Annotated in this window: 16 protein-coding genes; 10 read left to right on the top strand and 6 right to left on the bottom strand. The window is 71.1% G+C overall.

Features of this window, described 5'->3' with window-relative positions; genetic code table 11:
• Positions 1-187: 187 nt before the first annotated feature.
• The 3 genes from N865_RS02810 (at position 188) to N865_RS02800 (ending at position 3668) form a co-directional block, all read left to right on the top strand.
• Positions 188-1663: a wax ester/triacylglycerol synthase domain-containing protein gene (locus N865_RS02810; protein ID WP_169735687.1), complete on the top strand. Its 1476-nt coding sequence runs from the start codon at positions 188-190 to the stop codon at positions 1661-1663.
• 91 nt (positions 1664-1754) lie between these two features.
• Positions 1755-2126 carry a hypothetical protein gene (locus N865_RS02805; RefSeq protein ID WP_034801298.1) on the top strand — a complete coding sequence of 124 codons (372 nt, stop codon included), beginning with the start codon at positions 1755-1757 and terminating at the stop codon, positions 2124-2126.
• 159 nt (positions 2127-2285) lie between these two features.
• Positions 2286-3668 (top strand): threonine/serine exporter family protein, encoded by a 1383-nt coding sequence (locus N865_RS02800; protein ID WP_084327889.1) that lies wholly within the window; start codon positions 2286-2288, stop codon positions 3666-3668.
• Positions 3669-3749: 81 nt separating this feature from the next.
• On the opposite strand, the gene N865_RS02795 is transcribed toward N865_RS02800, so the two are convergent.
• The 4 genes from N865_RS02795 to N865_RS02780 form a co-directional block, all read right to left on the bottom strand.
• On the bottom strand, positions 3750-5288 hold the full coding sequence (locus tag N865_RS02795; protein ID WP_034801296.1) for a S8 family serine peptidase: 1539 nt from the start codon (positions 5286-5288) through the stop codon (positions 3750-3752).
• 186 nt (positions 5289-5474) lie between these two features.
• On the bottom strand, positions 5475-6233 hold the full coding sequence (locus N865_RS02790; protein ID WP_034801294.1) for an SDR family NAD(P)-dependent oxidoreductase: 759 nt from the start codon (positions 6231-6233) through the stop codon (positions 5475-5477).
• Positions 6234-6338: 105 nt separating this feature from the next.
• Positions 6339-7346, bottom strand: a complete 1008-nt coding sequence (locus tag N865_RS02785; protein ID WP_034801292.1) for an acetamidase/formamidase family protein — start codon at positions 7344-7346, stop codon at positions 6339-6341.
• Positions 7347-7354: 8 nt separating this feature from the next.
• A complete protein-coding gene (locus N865_RS02780) occupies positions 7355-8578 on the bottom strand; it encodes an alpha-hydroxy acid oxidase (protein WP_034801291.1) in 1224 nt (407 codons plus the stop codon).
• Between the two features lie 355 nt (positions 8579-8933).
• Between N865_RS02780 and N865_RS02775 the strand changes: the two genes are divergently transcribed.
• The 3 genes from N865_RS02775 to N865_RS02765 are packed head-to-tail and all read left to right on the top strand — an operon-like array spanning position 8934 to position 11258.
• On the top strand, positions 8934-9974 hold the full coding sequence (locus N865_RS02775) for a thiamine pyrophosphate-dependent dehydrogenase E1 component subunit alpha (protein WP_084327888.1): 1041 nt from the start codon (positions 8934-8936) through the stop codon (positions 9972-9974).
• Positions 9975-9984: 10 nt separating this feature from the next.
• Positions 9985-11028, top strand: coding sequence for an alpha-ketoacid dehydrogenase subunit beta (locus tag N865_RS02770; RefSeq protein ID WP_034801288.1), 1044 nt, complete (start codon positions 9985-9987; stop codon positions 11026-11028).
• Positions 11025-11258, top strand: coding sequence for a lipoyl domain-containing protein (locus N865_RS02765; RefSeq protein WP_034801285.1), 234 nt, complete (start codon positions 11025-11027; stop codon positions 11256-11258). Before N865_RS02770 ends, N865_RS02765 begins: the two co-directional genes overlap by 4 nt.
• 62 nt (positions 11259-11320) lie before the next feature.
• On the opposite strand, the gene N865_RS02760 is transcribed toward N865_RS02765, so the two are convergent.
• Both N865_RS02760 and N865_RS02755 read right to left on the bottom strand, forming a co-directional pair.
• A complete protein-coding gene (locus N865_RS02760) occupies positions 11321-11959 on the bottom strand; it encodes a hypothetical protein (RefSeq protein WP_034801283.1) in 639 nt (212 codons plus the stop codon).
• Positions 11956-12498 (bottom strand): RNA polymerase sigma factor, encoded by a 543-nt coding sequence (locus N865_RS02755; RefSeq protein WP_169735686.1) that lies wholly within the window; start codon positions 12496-12498, stop codon positions 11956-11958. The genes N865_RS02760 and N865_RS02755 overlap by 4 nt, the downstream gene beginning before the upstream one ends.
• Before the next feature lie 246 nt (positions 12499-12744).
• Here N865_RS02755 and N865_RS02750 point away from each other — a divergent pair, with 246 nt between their 5' ends.
• From N865_RS02750 to N865_RS02735, 4 genes are all read left to right on the top strand, one after another.
• Positions 12745-13368, top strand: coding sequence for a hypothetical protein (locus N865_RS02750; RefSeq protein WP_034801279.1), 624 nt, complete (start codon positions 12745-12747; stop codon positions 13366-13368).
• Between the two features lie 107 nt (positions 13369-13475).
• Positions 13476-14213 (top strand): hypothetical protein, encoded by a 738-nt coding sequence (locus N865_RS02745; protein WP_157557532.1) that lies wholly within the window; start codon positions 13476-13478, stop codon positions 14211-14213.
• Between the two features lie 89 nt (positions 14214-14302).
• Positions 14303-15274, top strand: coding sequence for an SIR2 family NAD-dependent protein deacylase (locus N865_RS02740; protein WP_084327887.1), 972 nt, complete (start codon positions 14303-14305; stop codon positions 15272-15274).
• Positions 15271-19014: an nSTAND1 domain-containing NTPase gene (locus N865_RS02735; protein WP_157557531.1), complete on the top strand. Its 3744-nt coding sequence runs from the start codon at positions 15271-15273 to the stop codon at positions 19012-19014. Before N865_RS02740 ends, N865_RS02735 begins: the two co-directional genes overlap by 4 nt.
• Positions 19015-19033: the final 19 nt, after the last annotated feature.

Here is a 19033-nt window from a genome sequence, read left to right as displayed (position 1 = left end):
CCGGGACCGACTGCCCGCCCACCCTCATCCTCCCGCCGTCACCGGCCGCCGTGGGGCCGATGTGAGGACATAGACAGACAGAACCGTCGCAACGCCGTATGCGGCCGGGTCCCGTCCGGAGCCACGGTTCGTGCCGCGGCACGTCCGATCGGGCCGCGTACCCGAGCTCCAGGGTTACCGTCGAAAGGTGAAGCCATCGGCGGAACCCGTGCAGGCGCGCCCGCATCCGGTCGTCGCGCGACCGGGGATCGAGCGGATCAGCCCCAACGACCTCACGACTCTCGCGACCGACCGCGGACCGGTGCCGACGAACATCGGGGCCGTGCTCGTCATGGACGGCGGCGGCGAGGGGGCTGGCGACGGCGGCGCCGAGCTCGACCTCGCGGCGGTGCGCAGCCTGCTCGGTCGCAGGGTCTGCCGGGTCCCCCGGCTGCGTCAGGTCCTCGAGACGGTGCCGATCGGTGCGGGGCGGCCGGTCTGGGTCGACGATGCGGCCTTCGCGATCGAACGGCACGTGACGGGCCGCGTCGCCCACGACGAGACGGAGCTGCTGCGTGTCGCCGCCGACCTCGCCTGCACGAGGCTGCCCCGCGACCGGCCACTCTGGGCGGCGTGCTGGGTCAGCGGCCTGCCGGACGGGCGCGGCGCGCTCATCCTGGTCATCCACCACGTCCTGACCGACGGGTTGGGCGGGCTGGCCGTGCTGGCCGAGCTCTGCGACCCGAGCGATGACGACGACAGGGCTGGTTCCGGAGCCGCGTCCCGGGATCTCGCGCCCGTGGCTCGGCCGTCGTCGCACACGCTCAGGGCGGATGCCGGCCACGACCGGCTGGTCGCCCTCGGTCATGCCTGGGGCAGCGCACGAGCGGCCGTGCGTGGGGTCAGAGAGCTCATGGTGGCGCGCGGTGGCGCGAGCGCGAGCACGGGAGGCCGTGGAGCCCGGCGTGAAGGTGTTCGTGCGGATCGCCGTGGGTTGAGGCTCGCCGCGCGGACCTCGCTCAACCGCCCGACGGGTTCCCGGCGCCGGCTGAGCACCGTCGAAGTCGCTCTGGCCGACGTTCGAGAGGCGGCACACGCCCATGGGTGCACCGTCAACGACCTGCTGCTCTCGGCCATCGGCGGGGCCGTCGGCGGCGTGCTGGCCCAACGCGGCGAGCACCCGGACGAGCTCGTGGTCTCCGTGCCGGTCTCCGTGCGGCGGTCGACGACGGCCGATCGCCTGGGCAACGACACCGGCGTTGCACCCGTCGCCGTGCCGGTGTCGGCGCACCCCGGGGAGCGCCTCGCCGTCGTCGCGGCGAGGACCAGCCGTCAGAGGGCGGCGGGGTCGAAGGGTGCCTCGGCGGTCCCGCTCGGCGTGGTGTTCCGCCTCCTCGGCCGCATGGGCCTCTTCCAGGTCTTCATCGACCACCAGCGCCTCGTCCACACGTTCGTCACCAACGTGCGCGGCCCCTCGGCGACGCTCCACTTCGCCGGCCGACGCGTCGCCAGGGTCGTGCCCTTCGCCCTCACCCCGGGAAACGTCGGGGTGTGCTTCGACGTCCTCTCGTATGCCGGTCGCCTCGTCGTCACGACCGTCGCCGACCCCGACGTGGTCCCGGAGCAGGACCTGCTCACGCAGCTCGTCGGCGAGCAGATCACCGCGCTGACGCGGCCGAGCTGAAGGACGGGGCATCGGTGGTTGCCGGCTGCCCGGTCGGGTATGGGACAGGGCATCTGAACAGCATCCAGTCCCGACGCGAAGGAGACGAGCCATGGCTGTGACCAGCTTCCAGGACCTCCCACTGGCCGACCGCGACCGCCAGTGGGACGGCGACGCCGCGGAGTCGAGGGTGCGTTCGTGGGCGAAGGCCGACGACGGGCCCAACGAGCGCTACCGCGACGCGCACGTCTGGTACGACGCGGACAAGAAGGACAACTTCACGGCCTACAAGCTCCTCATCGCCGACGTGGTCGGCGGCAGGCTCGTCGCGGTGCCACGCGGGGTCATGGCGGCGGCTGCGGTGATGCAGGGGTCCAGGGGCGGCGTCGACCTGCCGAGTCGAGACGTCGACCGCGTGAAGAGCCACCTCGCGAAGTACTACGCGAAGATGGACGAGACCGCCCCCTGGGACGACAAGGGCTGAGCTCCCCTCGCGGCCGGCCGCGACGTCTGCCGGGCCGTCTGGGCCGTGACAACCGCCCGGACGGGCCGCCTTTCCCTTCGAGGGACGGTCGTCGGCGGGAACCAACATCATCCGTGGCGGGCTAGGCCCTCCGCTTCGAAGGGGACGACGCTTGGTCACGTGAGCGGTCACGCACCTCCCCCGGCCCCGGAGCGCGGCCCTTCCGTCGCCCGATGGCTCGAGTCGCAGCGCAAGCGCCTGTGGGCGCACCTCGCCGACGCCGCGGCGCGGCGGACCACGTCCGAGGCACCGGCCCCCGAGCCCATTAGCGCTCAGCCGCCCGCGGCGGTTCTCGACCTGCTTCGCAAGCTCGGCATCGCGATGTCGCGTGCGGGAGACCCCGCAGACCGCGTCACCCAGATCCTCGAGCAGGTCGCGACGGTCTATGCCGCCACGGGTGTGACCTTCTTCGTCGTACCCACTGGTGTCTTCGTGCGGATCGACACGGGGAACACCAGCACGATGGACTTCGAGGCCGGCACGAGCGCGCCGTTGCGACTCGACCAGGTGGACGCGCTCTACCGGCTCATCGACGACATCCGCCATGCCGCCCTCGACGTCGAGGGAGCACACCGGCGGCTCCACGACCTGCTCACCTCGCCCCCGAGGTTCGGCGCCCTCGTCGCGATTCTCGGCAGCGGCATCCTCACCGTCGGTCTCGGGCTCATGCTCAACCCCACGCTGACCGCCCTGCCCGTGTACCTGGTTCTCGGTCTGCTGGTGGGAGGCATGCGATGGTGGGCGGACCGGGAGGCCACCCTGTCGCTCGTGCTCCCGGTGGCGACCGCCTTCGCCGTGACGTGGCTCGTGTTCGAGTGGGTTGCCGAGCTCATTGACGTCGCCCCGCTCGACATCGTGGTCCCGGCGCTCGTCACCTTCCTCCCCGGGGCCGCGCTCACCATGGCGACTGTCGAGCTGTCCACGGGCGACATGCTCGCGGGCTCATCCCGGCTCGTCTACGGGCTCGAGCGTCTCCTGCTGCTGACGTTCGGGATCGCCATGGGCGCGCAGGTTGCCGGGCCGATCTCGGGCTCGGGCAGCCCTGCCGCTCATGCACTCGGACTGTGGGCTCCCTGGGTCGGGGTGCTCGTCTTCGGCCTCGGGCAGTACCTTGCCTCGTCCGCGCCGCGGGGCACCCTGGCCTGGCTCCTCCTCGTGCTGTACACCGCCTACGCCGTCCAGGCGGGGACCGGGCGTCTCCTCGGTTCGCTCGGTGGGAGCTTCGTCTCGGCGGCGGTCATTCTGCCCTTGTGCTACCTGATCCAGAGCCGACGCAGCGGACCTCCTGTGCCCGTCACCTTCCTGCCCACCTTCTGGCTGCTCGTTCCCGGGGCCCTCGGGCTCCAGGGCGTCGCCCAACTGGTCGGCGCGGACGAGGCTGCGGGCCTGACCGACTTCCTCAACGCCCTGATGTCCATCGTCGCGATCGCGGTCGGGGTCCTCGTCGGGGCCGGAGTGTCCGAAAGGGTCGGCAGGATCACCTCCACCTGGCGCGGGATCTGAGGCGGAGCGCAGTGGGCCAGCACGGATGCCGCTCAGCCCGGGAGCGCTCGCGGGCTGAGCGGCATACGTCATGCAGATCGGTCAGTGCGAGACGGCCTTGAACGCGTCGACCTCGCCAGAGCCGAACCAGCTGTTGTGGCCCACGCCGCCGGAGCAGGTCTGCGGCGTCGTGAGGTCGAGCTGGCTCGGGAAGAAGGCGTACATCGACACGTCGGCCGGGCACGAGAGCGAGTTGGTGGCACCCGTCAGGGCCGCGGCGAGGGCTCCGCCTCGAGCGCCTGTCGTGCTCGCGATCAGGGCGGCGACCCCCACGGCGTGCGGGGAGGCCATCGACGTGCCCTGCTGGTAGCAGTACAGCGAGCCGTTCTCGAAGAGCCGGCGGCTCGCCAGACAGTTGTTGATGGCGCCGAGCGGCCAGTCGGACAGGACGCGCCCGTTGGGCGAGGCTGCCGTGCGCTGGAGGATCGAGTCACCGCCGGGGGCCGCGACGTCGGCGGTCGAGATGCCGTACGACGAGTAGAAGGACTTCATCTGCAGGTTTCCTGTCGCCGTGACGCCGACGACACCCGAGACCTCGACGGGAACGACCGCACAGGCGTTCGTGACGGTGCGGTCAACGGGAGTCGTGTTGTCGGGGCTCTGGTTGTCCATCGTGGGGTGCGAGAGGTCGTCGGCGAAGTTGCCTTGGGCCGCGACGACGGTGACGCCCCGGGCCTGGGCATACCGGATCGCGCGACGCTCGGCCTCCCAGATGGCGCGTTGCACCGGGTCGTTCTTGCAGTTGAAGAGGTACGGGTCGGCGAAGTAGCTGTTGTTCGTGACGGTGACGCCGTGCGTTGCCGCCCACATGAAGCTGCAGACCACCGCCTCGGGGAAGAAGAAACCGTCGGCGTCTCCGGCACGGATCCCGGCGATGCGCACGCCTGGCGCCACCCCGACGATCCCCGTGCCGTTCGCGGCTGCCGCGATCGTGCCGGCGGTGTGGGTGCCGTGACCGTTCGCGTCATTACCGATCGCAAGAGGTGCCGACGCACCGCTGGTGCAGTCGGTGCTGTTGGCCGCGTCGTAGACCGGCGCGAGGTCGGGGTGGGTGAAGTCGAGGCCGGTGTCGATGTCACCGACGAGCACGGAGGAGCTCCCCGCATTGATCGCCTGTGCCTCGGGCACCTTGATCTGCCTCATGTCCCACTGGAGCCCGGAGAGCGAGTCGCCCCACGTCGTCGGCGCCGCCGGTGCAGCGGGTGCGGTGTCGCTCGTCGCATCGCTCGCGCCGTCTGTCGTGTCACCGACCTTCGTCGCGAACCCGGCTGTCGCCGAGACGCCCTGGATGCCGCTGCGGCCACTCACGGTCGCGGCGAAGTCTGCGGATGACGAACGGGCGATGACGACCCCGATCGCGTCGTACGACGCGACGACGGTGCCCCCGGCAGCGGTGACCGCCCGGGACGCGCCTCCCGCAGCGGCGCCGTCACGAGCGAGGACGATGTAGGTCGAGGCGGCCTGGCCTGACGCGCTCGCCCCGAGGGCGGTCGCGGTGAGGGCCGTGCCCGCGCCCAACGTCACCGCGGTGGCGGCGACGAGGAACCGGCGTGATCTCCCCCGAGATACGGAATTCGACATGGATGCTCACCTCCACGGCGGCGGCAGGTGTGCCCCGCCGGTCAGGCCGTCCCCTTCGGCGACCCTCTCGCGACGCTAGACCCGCTCGTCGGTCAAGGAGGGCGAAACGCCCGAACTTTCTCGACTGCAGCACCGGGTCGCCGGCCGGGGATGCCCGATCGCCGACGGGAACCGAGAACGAGCGGGCTACAGCTGGATGCCCCGTGTGAGGGCGCCGTCGACGACGAGGTTCGTGCCACTGATCCGGCTGGCCACGGGGCTGGCGAGGAAGACGACCGGCGCGGCGACCTCCGCCGGGGTGCCCATGTGGCCGGTCGGGTTGAGCCCCACCGCCATCTCGAAGAGCGCCGGGTCGCCGGTCTCGATGGACGCCCACACACCGCCCTCGAAGTAGGTGTTGCCCGGCGAGACCGTGTTGGCGCGGATCCCCTTGTCAGCCAGCTGGAACGCGAGCCCGTGGATGTAGCCGACGATCGCGGTCTTCGCGGTGCCGTAGGGCCCCGAGGCGAAGTCGGACTCGCGCCCCGAGACGCTGGAGATGGCGATGATCGACGCGGCGTCGCTCCGCTCGAGGTGGGGCATGGCCGCTCGCACCAGACGCACCGTGTGCATGACGTCGACGTTGAGGCTGCGCTGCCAGTTCTCCTCTGTGTCAGGGATGGCGAGGGCGCTGACGTTGGCGACGACGACGTCGATGCCGCCCATCGCCTGCGCGCAGGCGTCCACCCATGCGGCGAGGGCCTCGGCGTCGCCGACGTCGACGACCGAGCCCGTGGCCGGTCCCCGGCCGCGCAGTCCCTCCTGCGTCGTCGTGACGGCGTCGGCGTCTCGGGCGCAGTACCCCACGGTCGCGCCCTCGTCGAGGAACGCCTCGACGATGGCCCGGCCGATGCCGCGCGTGCCGCCGGTGACGAGCACGCGCTTCTCGCTGAGCTGGAGATCCATGGTCTCGGCCTTTCGTCGGGGTCGGTCAGGTACCCACCTCCCGTTCGATGTTTTCCACGGTCACGTGTGACCGTGGAAAACATCGAACGGGAGGGAGGTCTGGGGTCAGGTCATGCCGAGGGAGTGCGCCCGGGCCCGAAGGTCCGCGTGGATCCCGCCGAAGGCATCCGCGGGCGGGAGCAGCGCCTTCGCCGCTTTGACAACGACGCTGTAGTTGGCGTCGACGACGTTGGCGACGGGCACCTCGGCGATCTGCGAGCAGAGCTGGTAGGCGTCCATCGTGTGCAGCCCGAGGAGCCGGGCCACCCAGTGGACGAGCTCGGCATTGGCGATGCGCCATGAGTCCTCCATCGGCCGGCTCGAGCCGACCGTCATCCAGTGGGTGTCGTCCTCGATGCGTGGCCAGCCCGGAGCGCTCCCCTTGACGAGGTCGACGATCAGGGTCGTCGTCATGGCCCCCTCGACCGCGGTACCGCAGGCCTCTCCCTCGCCCTGCCGGTAGTGACCGTCCCCGATCGAGAAGAGCGCGCCCTCGACGTTGACTCCGAGGAACACGGTGGACCCGGCACGCATCTGCGGGGTGTCCATGTTGCCGCCGAACCGCTCGGGGACCAGGGAGGAGCGGGCCTCTCCCCCGGCGGGCGCGACGCCGACGGTCCCGAGCATCGGCTCGAGCGGCAGCTCGATGCGGTGGTCGCTGTGACGGGCCGCGAAGGCGACCGTGCCCCGGTCGCGGTCGAGCTCGTAGATCCACGTGGTGTCCGGCAACGGGTGCTGGAGGGTGACGACCCGGTCGGTGCTCGTCATCCCGCCGAAGAAGGGGATCGCCGCCGAGGCACCCCAGTCGCGTGCCGGCTCGAGCGCGACGAGGTGGAGCACGAGCGTGTCGCCGGGTTCGGCGCCCTCGACGTAGAAGGGCCCGGTCTGGGGGTTGACGAAGCGGAGGTCCACCTTGGCGCTCGACAGGTCGTCCACCGTGCGCAGGGCCCCACCGAAGGCGTCGTCGGACCAGAGCCGCAGCGCGGTCCCTGGCTTCACCCGCATCACCGGTGCGGCGCCGCCGAAGGTGTAGGCGTACTGCTCGGTCGAGGGCGTGTACTCGATGACGTCCATGCTCGAAACTACCTCCCGTCACTGCGGATCCGCAGGTGATCGGGCCGCAGGTCGGTCACCCGGGTCACGCCGAGCAGCGCCATCGTCGATGAGACCTCGCCCAGGAGGATGTCGGCCGCGCGCTGGACCCCGCGCTCGCCCCCGGCCATGAGTCCGTAGAGGTAGGCGCGCCCGACGAGCGCGGCCCGAGCCCCCAGGGCGACGGCCGCGACGACGTCGCTGCCCGACATGATCCCGCCGTCGACGTAGACCTCCGCCCGGTCGCCCACGGCGTCGACGACCGCCGGGAGCACCTCCAGCGGAGTGGCGGCCCGGTCGAGCTGGCGACCGCCGTGGTTGGACACGACCACCGCGTCGGCTCCCGCGTCGACGACGGCCCGCGCGTCCTCGACCGTGAGGACGCCCTTGACGACGATCGGTCCCTGCCACGCCGATCGGAGCCACGCCAGGTCGGCGATCGTCGCGGCCGGGTCGAAGAGCCGCCCGACGAGCTCGGCGACGGTTCCGTCGGAGCGGTTCAGGGACGCGAACTCGAGGGGTTCTGTCGTGAGCAGATCGAACCACCATGCCGGGTGGAGGGCGCCGTCGACGAACGTCCGGAGCGACAGGGACGGCGGGATCGTCAGGCCGTTGCGCACGTCGCGCAGGCGCGGGCCCGCGACGGGGGTGTCGACCGTCAGCACGAGGGCCTCGTAGCCCGCCGCGTGAGCGCGGGTGACGAAGTCGCGGCTGGCCCCGCGGTCGCGCCACAGGTAGAGCTGGAACCACCGTCGTCCCTCGGGGGCCGCGGCCGCGAGTGCCTCGATCGACGTCGTGCCCATCGTCGACAGGGCGTACGGGATGCCCTCCCGCGCCGCCACCCGGGCCACCGCGGGCTCTCCCTCGGTGTGCATCATCCGGGTGAACCCCGTGGGGGCGAACACGAGCGGGGCGGAGGCCGGTCGCCCGAGGAGGGTCGTGGTCGAGTCGACCACCGAGACGTCGTGCAGCACCCGGGGCCGGAACTCGATGCGCCCGTAGGCCTCCCGAGAGCGCTGCAGGGCCACCTCGTCCCCCGCCCCGCCGTCCGTGTAGTCGAACACCGCCCGCGGTGCCCGGCGGCGCGCCAGGCGGCGCAGGTCGGCGATCGATGCTGCGGAGGCCAGGCGACGGTCGGTCGGACTGAGCGAGGCGCCGCGGGGCTGCAGCAGCGGCTGCAGCTCGGACCATCTCGGACGCCGGCGGGCGGTCACCTCTGAGTTCTACACGACCGTCGGCGCCGCCGGAAGCCGCGTGGTGCACGATCCCGGCCGTATGCCGCTCAGCGGGCGAGTGCTCGCGCGCTGAGCGGCATGCGGGCTGGGCGGCATACGGGCTGGGCGGCATACGGGCTGGGCGGCATACGGGCTGGGCGGCATACGGGCTGGGCGGCATACGGGCTGATCGCCCCCTGTGGGATCGGCCATTCCGATGACCCTCGCGGGGCTCGTGCCTAGTGTGGAAGGTGGCCAGTCGGCCCTCCGGGACGTCCGTGCTGGTCGTGGACGAGCGCCCCTCCCCTGTCCCCGAGGCGCCTGCCAGGATCCGCCCCGGGAACTGGAGGTCGTCATGACGACACATGCCCCATCCCCAACCTCGAGCACGTCGAGCACCGGACGGGCGGGCAGCGCGGGCCTCGACCCGGCCGTTCGCATCGGGCTCTACGAGACGATGGTCCTCTCCCGGACGTACGAGGAGGCGATCCTTCGGGAGTACCACGCCGACAAGGGGCCCGGCTTCGACATCGGCAAGGGGCTCGTCCCGGGAGAGATGCACCTCTCGGCCGGGCAGGAGCCCGTCGCCGCCGGGGTCTGCGCACACCTGACCACGGACGACGCGGTGACGGCGACGCACCGGCCGCACCACTTTGCCGTGGCCCACGGCATGGACCTGCACCGGATGACGGCCGAGATCTTCGGCCGGGAGACCGGCCTCGGCCGGGGACGCGGCGGCCACATGCACCTCTTCGACCCTGCCACGCACTTCTCGTGCTCCGGGATCATCGCCGAGGGCTACCCGCCCGCGCTCGGGCAGGCGTTCGCCTTCTCGCGGCGCGACACCGACCAGATCGCCGTGGCGGTGACCGGTGAGGGCGCCGCCAACCAGGGCGCGTTCCACGAGTCGCTCAACCTCGCCGCGCGGTGGACGCTGCCCGTGGTCTTCGTCGTCGAGGACAACGACTGGGCCATCTCGGTGCCTCGCGACGTGGCCACGGCGATCCCCTCCAACGCCGACCGGGCCGCGGCCTACGGCATCCCCGGCGAGCGCATCGAGGACAACGACGTCGAGGCCGTCTACGACGCGGCGCAGCGGGCCGTGGCCAGAGCCCGAGCCGGTGACGGTCCGTCGCTCATCGAGGTGCACACCCTGCGGATGTGGGGTCACTTCGAGGGCGACGCGCAGGGCTACCGGCCCGAGCTCGCCGAGGTGCCCGAGCACGACCCCATCCCGCGCTACGAGCGCCTCCTCCGCGATGCGGGAGTGCTCGACGAGGACGCGGTGTCCCGCATCCGTGCGACCGCGAGCGAGCGTGTCGAGGACGCCATCGCCTTCGCCAAGAACAGCCCCCTGCCCGACGCGGCCACGGCCACGTCGTACGTGTTCGCCTGAGGAGACGACGATGACCATCACTGACACCCCAACCGCCTCCACCCCGACGAACCGTCGCCTGACCACCTCGAAGGCGATGGTCGAGGCGATCGCCCAGGAGATGGACCGGGACCCCTCCGTCGTCTACCTCGGCGAGGACGTCGGCGCCTACGGCGGGATCTTCAGCTCGACGACCGGCCTGCTCGACCGCTTCGGCCCCACCCGGATCATCGACACCCCGATCTCCGAGACGGCCTTCATCGGCCTCGGCATCGGCGCCGCGGTCGAGGGGATGCGCCCGATCGTGGAGCTGATGTTCGCCGACTTCATGGGCGTCTGCCTCGACCAGATCTACAACCACATGGCCAAGATCCACTTCGAGTCCGGCGGCAACGTCGCGGTGCCCATGGTGCTGACGTGCGCCGTCGGCGGCGGCTACTCCGACGGCGCACAGCACTCGCAGTGCCTATGGGGCACCTTCGCCCATCTGCCGGGCATGAAGGTCGTCGTGCCGAGCAACCCGGCCGACGCGAAGGGCCTCATGACCGCGGCGATCCGCGACGACAGCCCGGTCGTCTACATGTTCCACAAGGGCGTCATGGGCCTGCCGTGGATGGCGAAGAACGCCCGCTCGATCGGGGACGTGCCCGACGGCGAGCACGTCGTGCCGATCGGCAGGGCGGCTGTGGCCCGCGCGGGCACGGACGTCACCATCGTGACGGTCTCCCTGTCGGTGCACCACGCGCTCGACGTCGCCGAGAAGCTCTCCGGCGAGGGCATCGACGCCGAGGTCATCGACCTGCGAAGCCTCGTCCCCCTCGACCGGGAGGCGATCCTCGCCTCGGTGGCCAAGACCGGCCGCCTCGTCGTCGTCGACGAGGACTACCTGTCCTTCGGCATGTCCGGCGAGGTCGTCGCGACGGTGGTCGAGCACGACCCCACTGTGCTCAAGGCGCCGGTCCAGCGGGTCGCGGTCCCCGACGTCCCGATCCCCTACGCCCACGTCCTCGAGTACGCCGTCCTGCCTCGCCCGGAGCGGATCGAGGCCGCGGTCCGCCGGGTGGTGGCCGGATGACGGACGTCCTCTTCCCCTCCCTGTCGAAGGAGACCCCCGATGCCGAGGGCATCCTCTCGACGTGGTTCGTCGGCGAGGGCGCCGCGGTCACCGCCGATCAGCTCATCGCCGAGGTGCAGGTCGACAAGGTCGCCGCGGACGTGCTCGCCCCGGTGGCCGGGGTCGTCCATCTCCTCGTCGAGGAGGAGGCCGTCGTCAGCCAGGGGACCCCGATCGCGCGCATCGAGTGACCGAGGCCGTATGCCGCTGCGCCGGCGAGCGCTCGCCGGCGCAGCGGCATACCTGCTGGGTCCTAGCCGCCGAACGCCTGCTCGTAGGCCGCCGCAAGGTCGGGCGTCCACTCCGCGGAGAAGCCGCACCCGGTCACCTGGCCACCGGTCGCGGTGACGAGGTATCGCCTGCCCTTCTCGAAGGCGACCCCGCCCTCCAGCGACGGCGAGCGGTCCCGGGTCGTGAGCCTCACTTCAGTCGAGCCATCGCCGCCCTTGTACCACCGGTCCACGTCGAGCATGACCGAGCCGTCCGCCACAGCGGTCGCCGTGCCTGAGAGGGCCACCTCCATCGGCCTGAGCCCGTCGACGGAGAACCGCATGCACATCCCGGCCGCGTTGCCGCCCGGCAGGGCCAGGGTCATCACCGCGGCGGGCTTGGTGACCGACGGTGTCGGCTCGCCGCCCCTGCCGAGTCCGATGCCGGCCATTCCCGCAGCGAGGACCGCTGCGGCCGCCGCGCCGATCGCCCAGGCACGGCCGCGGCCCCGCTCCCTGCCCTGCTGCTCCTCGTCCCTCACGTCGTGCTCGACGTCCGTCTTCATGATGGCCTCCGCCAGGTCGTCTACCCATGAGTCGGCCAGTCCGGTGTCGTGCGCTGAACCGGTCTCGCCGGCCGGGTCCGCGGCCCGCAGCCGGGCCAGGAGCTCGTCGTCGTTCACCGTGGCCTCCTCCCTTCATCGGGTACCTGTCCGCCGAGGGGCGCGTTCTTTCCGAGCTCGCGGGCGAGGGCCTTCTTCGCCCGGTGCAGGCGGATGCTGACCGCGTTGGGGGTGAGACCCGTGACCGTCGCGATCTCCCGCGGCGCGAGCCCCTCCCAGGCCCACAGCGTCACGACCTCGCGGTCGACCTCGCGCAGACCGGCCAGCGCGGCATGGACCTCGGCGTCGGCATCCGACTGCCCCTCTGGTGCGAGCAGCGCCGGGCGCCGCTCGAGACGCCCGAGGCGGTCGACGAGACGCAGGTGACGCTGCTCGGCCCGGCGCGCGTTGGCGACGCAGCCCCGCGCGACGGCATACGTCCAGGGCAGCGGGTCGTCCGGTGGCACGTCGGCCAGCCTGCGCCACAGCACGAGCAGCACCTCCGCGACGACGTCGTCGACGGCCGCAGCGGAAACCCGGCGGACGAGGTAGCGGCGCAGCGGGGTCGCCACGTCGTGCGCGAGCGCGGTGAATCGCGCCGTCTGGTCGGCGTCGGACATGGTCTCCACACTCCCATGTGTCCGGGTGGGGTCCGGTTCTTTCTCGGCCGGGCGCTCGGCCGGCAGCGGTCGGCGTCCCGATGTGGCAGCCCGACCTCGACCCGGGCCTGGCGCTCTTCGCCTTCGACGCCACGCCGGGCAGCGGTTGGCCCCAGTTTTCGCGTCCCGCCGCGGACCCGCCCCGGTTTCACCATAATTGGGACGAAGCCGGAAACGGCGTGGGATCTCCACGGGCAGGGGCGCGTAGTGAGCCGACAGCTGGCCTTCGTGATAGCAGGCGTCGCCGCCGTGATCGGCGTGCTCCTGGTCGTCCACCTGTGGCGCTGGTCCCGCGCGCACCCCGGCCAGTGGGGCGCGGCACAGTCCCTCACCGCCCTCGGGCTTGTGGTGTCCCTCCTCGCGGTGATGCTTCCGCTCGTCACGGCGAACGGCGGCGAGGACCCCGCCGTGGCCACGTACCGCCAACGGGTGTCATCGACCTGTGCGAGCCTGCAGGCGTCCACCAACCCCCTCATGGACGCCATGAACAGCTCCGGCAGCATCGACCGCGCCAGGCTCGAGAAGGGCCTGCGCAACCAGGTCAAGGCCGCCGAAGGTGCCGTCGCCACGCTGTGGCGCACGGCGCCGCCGGATGCGCTCGCAGACGCGTCGGCGGCCGCCCGACAGTCCGCCGACGCCTTCTTCCGGACCATGAACGGCGAGCTCGACCGGATGAGCGAGGAGCTCCCCCGGACCGCGAGCCTCCAGCAGGTCTCGGCGTACTTCGGCTCGCTCGACGCCGCGGTCCGTCCGGCAGCCAGCGAGTTCGCGGCCGCCATGACCGAGCTGGCCGGGAAGCAGTGCGGCGTGACCACCGCACCAGCCGGCTGACCCCCCGCCCGCTGAGCGGCCCACGGGCCGATGCGCGACTCGCCCATTCCGGCATCGATCGGGCAAGGGCGGGCGTAACCTCGTCGGGAGGGCCCGCTCCGCATCACGTGGGGGTGACCATGGATGCTTCAGCCGTCGCCACTATCGCCGCCGCCCTCGTCGCCGCGCTGGCGGCACTCACGTCGGCGTGGTTCGCGCAGCGGTCTGCAGCCGCGAGCCGCATGCACACGGCGGAGGCGCTTGCCGTCAAGTTCCGAGAACCCTTGCTCCAGGCGGCCTTCAACCTGCAAACGCGCATCTACAACATCTTGCGTCAGGGCTTCCTCCGGAAGTTCACGACTGGCCCACACCCTGAGCGAGACGTCGCGTACTCGATCGACAACACGCTCTACCTGTTCGGCCAGTACTTCTGCTGGGTCGAGATCCTGCGCCGCGAGTCGCAGTTCCTCGACCCGCGCAGCAGGGAGCGAGAGCGGGCAGTCGCCGACCAGCTCGAGAAGATCAGGGACGCCTTCGCCTCGAGCGATGTGCCGGGGGCCACCCTGCGCATCTTCCGGGGAGAACAGCGGGCCATCGGCGAGGTCCTGCTCGAACCGGCCGGAGGGGACGGGCCCGGGGTGGCTCGGTGGGACTGCATGGGGTACGCAAGCTTCGTCGAGCGCCTGGGGAGCGAACGTCTGGACCGCTGGTTCTCGCCGCTGCGCGCGGACATCGAGGCCATCAGGTCGGACCCCGGACTCGGCCGTGCACGTCTAGTCCTGGTGCAGCACGCGCTTCTGACGCTCGTCGAGATTCTGGACCCAGAGGCGGGACGGACCTCCGGACGTATGCGTGAGCGACTGTGAGGAAACCGTATCTACGGACCTCCTGAGGTCCTCATACTCGTTAGAGGGCTACTTGCCACAGGGGGCAGGGGCCCGAGGGGGCTTGGGCCATGGCGAATCAGCCGGATGCAGCGCACTTCGAGATGGTGGCCAACCGTCTGCTCGACGGGGGCGTCGTCCCGTTCCTCGGCGCGGGGGTGAACCTCTGTGGTCGTCCCGAAACGGCGCACTGGGAGCGCGGCCGCTACCTCCCCAGCGGGAGCGAGCTCGCGAGCCACCTCGCTACGGGGATCGGCCTGCGGTACCCGTACGGCGACTCCTCCGACCTGCTACGCGTGTCGCAGTACGTCGACGTCAGTCTGGGCAACGGCCCGCTGTACGAGGCCCTGCACGCTGTCTTCGACGCGGACTACTCACCGACGCCGGTTCACCGGACCCTCGCGGCGGTTCCGGCCTTGATCCGCGCCCGGGCCGCCGGTGCGCACTGCTTCTACCCGCTCTACATCACGACGAACTACGACGACGCGCTGGAGAACGCCTTCCGTGACGCAGGCGAGGAGTTCGACCTGCTGACGTACATCGCCGATGGACCGAGCTCAGGAAAGTTTCGGCACACCCGGCCCGACGGGACCTCCGAGGTCATCCTCGTCCCCAACAGCTACACCGGCCTCACCTGTGACGAGCGGCCTGTCATCGCCAAGATCCACGGAGCCGTCGACCGGCACGCCGAGCAGGACGACAGCTTCGTCATCACCGAGAACCACTACATCGAGTACCTCAGCCGCTCGGACACCGCCCAGCTCATCCCCGTGAACATCCTGGCCCGGATGCACCGGTGCAACTTCCTCTTCCTCGGCTACAGCCTGTCCGACTGGAACCTCCGTGTGATCCTCCATCGGCTCTGGGGCGATCGCGGGCTGAAGTACAACTCGTGGGCGGTCCAGCCCCAGCCGGAACGCATCGAGGAGAAGGCCTGGGCCAGGCGCAATGTCGAGCTCCTCGACATGCGGCTGGAGGGGTACACCACCGAGCTGGACTCATGGCTGACGCGGGCGCTCCAGCCGGCGACGGAGTCACCATGAGTACCGACCTGTCCGCCGCGGTCCACTCCGAGACGTCGCTCTCGGAGTGCCCCTACCGCGGACTGCAGCCCTACGGCGAGGAGGACGAGGAGTACTACTTCGGGCGCGACGCAGACCGCGACCTCGTGATCGCCAACCTCATGGCCAGCCGGCTGACTGTGCTCTACGGGCCGAGCGGTGTGGGCAAGAGCTCGCTCCTGCGCGCCGGAGTCGTGAGCAGGCTGCGCCGTATGCCGGACTCGGCGTTCAGCTATCTCGCCGTCGGTCACGCCGTCGTCGTCTACCACGCGACCTGGCGCGAGGACCCACTGAGCGGGCTCGGGACGGCCGTCCGCGAGTCGATCCCTGCGAAGCTCAAGCCGCCGGACTTCGTTGCGCCGGAAGGGCCCCTGTCGCTCGAGCTCCTCCGCGAGGTCAGCACCGCCCTCGATGCGGACATCTACCTCCTGCTGGACCAGTTCGAGGAGGAGTCGCTCTACGTCGCCCCCGACGAGGCAGAGTCCCTCGCGATCGAGCTCGGCCGGATCGTCTCGGCCCAAGGGCTGCGCGTGAGCGTCCTCATCGGGGTGCGTGAGGACGCGCTCGCCAAGCTCGACTCCCTCGAGGCGCACGTCCCCGGCCTCTTCGCCAACAACCTCAGGCTCGACCACCTCGGGGCTGCGTCCGCACGCCGAGCCATCGAGCAGCCGCTCGCGCGCTACAACGTGGGTCGGCCGACGGAGCAGCAGGTGAGCATCGAGCCGTCTCTCGTGGATGAGCTTCTCCAGCAGCTGCGCACCGGACACCTGTCCGTGGCCGAGTCCGGTGCCGGCGGACGGGACGAGTCGGCGGTCACGATCGAGACACCGTTCCTCCAGCTCGTCATGACCCGGCTGTGGGGCGAGGAGCGGTCACGCGGCAGCCGCGTCCTGCGGGAGTCGACGCTGCACGAGCTGGGTGACGCAGAGCGGATCGTGCGGACGCACCTCGACCACGTCATGGGACAGCTGACGGACGCCCAGCGCGACACCGCAGCCGCGGTCTTCCGGTACCTCGTCACTCCTTCGGGGATGAAGATCGCTCACACCGCTGCGGACCTCGCCGAGTACGCCGGCCTCGACCCGTCGGCGCTCATCGCGCTCACCGAGGAGCTCGCCTCCGGCAGCGAACGGATCCTGCGACCCGTCGAGCCACCGGTCGACCGACCCGGTGCGCCTCGGTACGAGATCTTCCACGACGTCCTCGCGCCGGCCGTCCTCGACTGGCGGCGTCGGTACGTCGACGAGAAGGAGCGGGAGGCCGCGGAGCGATCTCTCGTCGAGCAGCGGCAGGAGGCCGAGCGACTCCACCGCGAGACCACGCAGCGACTTCGACGGTCTCGCCTCGTCTCCGCTGCCCTCTTGGTGTTCCTTCTCGTCGCCGTCTATGCCGTCGTGGACTCTCGACGCAGTCGGGACGCAGCGAACGCCGCCTCGACGGCGGCGAACTCGGCCACGACTCTGTCCGACGCGATGGAGCGCCTCGCGAGCGACCCGGCCACCGCGCTCGGGCTCGCGGTCAAGGCGCGGGACATGGTTCGGAACGCTGCGACGGAGAGCGCCGTGAGGGTGGCGCTCGATGCGGACCGGCAGCGGCTGCGGGTCAGGGCGGACAACGGGACGGTCAACGTGGCCGCCTTCAGCCCGGACGGCACCGCCTTCGTGACGGGTGGCTCGGACGGGGTGGCCAAGCTCTTCGACGCCGGAACCGGCCGCCAGGTCCGAGTATTCGGCGCGCCGCAGTCCACCGGGTCCACCGCTCCCCCATCCGTCGGCGACGGACTGGTTCCCGGAACGACCTCCACGACGCATCCGACGCGCGGTGAGATCACCGCCGTCTCCTTCAGCAAGGACGGGACCCTCCTGGCGGTCACGTCGGGCGCTCCCGAGACCTCCGTGTACGCAGTCGACACGGGCAGGAACGTGCTGAAGGTCGAGGGCTACGTCTACTACATGACCGCCGTGTGGGGCGCCCGCAAGGGCGAACCGGTTCTCTACACCGGCGGCTACGGCAAGCCCGCCCAGGCCTGGCTGGCGGGTGTCGGCACGCGGCTCGCGACCTTCGGCAAGGACGGCACGGACTCGGCCAGCCTGGACCTGAGCGCCGATGGCAGCCGTCTCGTGACGGCCGGTTCGGGTCGCGCGACGGTCTATGACACGCGGACCGGCCGGGCCCTGAAGGAGACGATCGCCGGGCCGACCGACATCGCGGATGTCGCCTTCGCGGGGAAGGGCTCCGACACGGTCGCGATGTGGTCCCACCCCCACGGTGAACCCTGGTCGTTCGGTCTCTGGACATGGCAGACCTCCACGTCGCCCAAGGCCATGAACCGGGCCGCGCGAGCGCCGTCGGAGATCGTGGTCAGCGCCGACGGCTCCCGGGTGGCCACGGTGTTCGGCAAAGGGGTCGAGATCTTCGACGTCGCCTCCGGAACCGAGCTGAACCGCCTCCCGGACCAGCCGGATCTCCTCACCGCCGTCCGGTTCAGCCAAGACGGGGAACACGACGTCACCGCAGGGGTTGGCGGACAGGCGCTCGTCTGGCGGGTCGGCGCCGTCGACCTCGCGCCCGTCGACAGGCTGCTCGGCCACGCAGGGGCGATCAGCGACGTCCGATACTCACCGAAGGATCCAGGCCTCGTGTTGACCACCGGGTGGGACGGCTCGGCGCGCCTGTGGGAGCTCACCCCGCGCACTGTCGTGGCCGAGGTCGACACGTGGATGCAGGGAGCCGACATCAGTCCGGACGGCAGCGAGATCGTCAGCGTGAGCGACAGCGGCGAGGTCCAGATCTCCGACCGTGCCTCCGGCAAGCTCACGAGCGAGGAGTGGGCGGACTCCGAGCTCGGCAAGTACGACTACCTTCGCGTGGCCTGGCTGCCCGACGGCAAGCGCGCCGTCCTTTCCACGTCGGCCGACTCGGCGCCCCGCATCTGGGACAGGAACGGGTCGACCGATGCACGGGTCCTCGAATTCGACGACCAGCTCACCTACGGTCTGGCGGTCGATCCCACCGGACAGACCGTGGCCATGGGCGACCAGCGCAACCGCCTCGTCATCTGGGATGTCGAGTCCGGGAAGATCACGGCCAGGCTGAGTGGCGGCGACACCAGTCACCACGTGTTCGACGTCACGTTCGTGCCGCACACCTCGCTGGTCGCTGGAGCCAGCACGGATGGCGTCGTGCGTCTCTGGGACCTCTCGCAGCGCACCGCACGTCCGCGCACTCTGGGTTCGCCGGGATCGGCCCCGCTGACCGCCGTCACGTCGTCCGCGGATGGCGCGTGGATCGCGGCGGCGACCACGAGCAACCTCATCCGGATCTACCGGGTCAAGGACGGCACGCTCGTCCGCGAGATCCAGGGCCCGACCACCTACCTCGGCGACCTGGCCTTCAGCCCGGACGCGTCTCTCGTCGCCGTGGCCGCCGGTGACGGCGCCGTCCACGTGTGGGACCGCGCCACCGGTGAGCTCCGGGCCGTCCTGCACCGTCACGGAGGTGCGGTCAACACCGTGGAGTTCACCAAGGACGGCAAGCAGCTGGTCACGGCCAGCGACGACGGCACGACCGCCATCTTCGCGTGCACGACCTGCGGGGCCTTCGACTCCGTGATGGAGGCAGCACGGGCCCGGGTTGCGGCACGGTCGAACAACAGCATGGTGCCGATGGAGAAGCGCTCGGACGCGACGGCGCTCGGTCAGCCCGCCCAGGCGACGGGCTGAGACGCAGCGACGTATGCCG

This window comes from Intrasporangium oryzae NRRL B-24470, from assembly GCF_000576595.1.
In the GTDB taxonomy this organism is placed as follows: domain Bacteria; phylum Actinomycetota; class Actinomycetes; order Actinomycetales; family Dermatophilaceae; genus Intrasporangium_C; species Intrasporangium_C oryzae.
This window is presented reverse-complemented; position numbering and strand designations above follow the sequence as displayed.